The organism is Massilia sp. CT11-108 (genome assembly GCF_047302915.1).
GTDB lineage: Bacteria > Pseudomonadota > Gammaproteobacteria > Burkholderiales > Burkholderiaceae_D > Telluria > Telluria orientalis.
The window spans coordinates 1-1,130 of sequence record NZ_JBKYMO010000955.1 but is presented as its reverse complement, the minus strand read 5'-3'; the positions used below and the strand labels follow the sequence as shown (position 1 = coordinate 1,130).

Below are 1,130 nucleotides of genomic sequence, written 5' to 3'. Positions count from 1 at the left end.
GCACGAACCATTCGGCGAACCAGGCCGTATGGCCCAGCTCCCACAACGGCGGATTCACGATGGGCAGGCGCGGCACGCGGGCCGCGTCGTCGTAGCCGGCGGCCGCGAGAGCCTCGAACAGCGCGAGCGTATAATGCCGCGCATCCTGCAATGCGACGGCCAGTTCCCTGGGTCCCGCGTGGCGGAACGATGCTTGATTGACGGCCATGCATCATTGTACGACCAATCCCGACTCCGATTCCTACCGATGCCCCGAGCGCACATCCACATCGTCAGCCCCGCATCCGCCCGCGAAAACAACGGCAACTGGCAGACCGCCAGCCGCTGGCGGCGCCACCTCGCGCGCGACTACCGCGTCACGATCGGCCCCGGCTGGCGGGACGGAGACGCGGTACCCGACCTGTTGATCGCATTGCACGCGCGCCGGTCCGCCGCCGCGCTGGCAGCCTTCGACGACGCGCATCCGGACCGGCCCACGCTGCTCGTCCTCACGGGCACGGACCTGTACCGCGACATCCGCGACGACGCCAGCGCACAGGCCTCGCTCGCCCGCGCGCACGCGCTCGTCGTGCTGCAGCCGCGCGGCCTGGACGAACTGCCGGACGCCGTGCGCGCAAAGACGCACGTGATCTACCAGTCGGCCCCGCGCCTGCGTGCCGCCCGGCCACGGATGCCGCTCGACGTCGCGATGATCGGCCACCTGCGTATCGAAAAGGATCCGGAGACGTTCATGGATGCGGCCCGCCTCATCGGCACGCCGGGCGTGCGCCTCGTGCACATCGGCGCCGCGCTCGACCCGGACCTCGGCCGCCGCGCGCGGGAAACACAGGACGCGACCTCCACTTACCGCTGGCTCGGCGCCCTGCCCCACATGGCGACGCGGCGCCGGCTGCGGCGCTGCCACGCGATGGTCATCGCATCGCGCATGGAGGGCGGCGCGAACGTCATCATCGAAGCGGTGACGAGCGGCGTGCCCGTGCTTGCATCGAACATCTCCGGCAACGTCGGCATGCTGGGCGGCGACTACGCGGGCCTGTTCGCACCCGGCGATGCGCGGGCGCTGGCCCGTTTGATCGAACGCAGCGCGACCGATCCGCGCTTCGCCGAGCGCCTGCGCCGCCAGTGCGCGG

The 1,130-nt window shown here is 71.2% G+C and carries 1 protein-coding gene and 1 pseudogene; one reads left to right on the top strand and one right to left on the bottom strand.

Annotated elements, in window-relative coordinates:
• Window positions 1-208: pseudogene (locus tag ACEN88_RS32325) on the bottom strand (ergothioneine biosynthesis protein EgtB); the annotation flags it as partial.
• A 39-nt stretch (window positions 209-247) separates the two neighbouring features.
• On the opposite strand from ACEN88_RS32325, the gene senB reads away from it, so the two are divergent.
• Window positions 248-1,130 (top strand): selenoneine biosynthesis selenosugar synthase SenB (senB, locus tag ACEN88_RS32320; protein WP_413346310.1); only part of this gene is annotated, 883 nt, incomplete at its 3' end.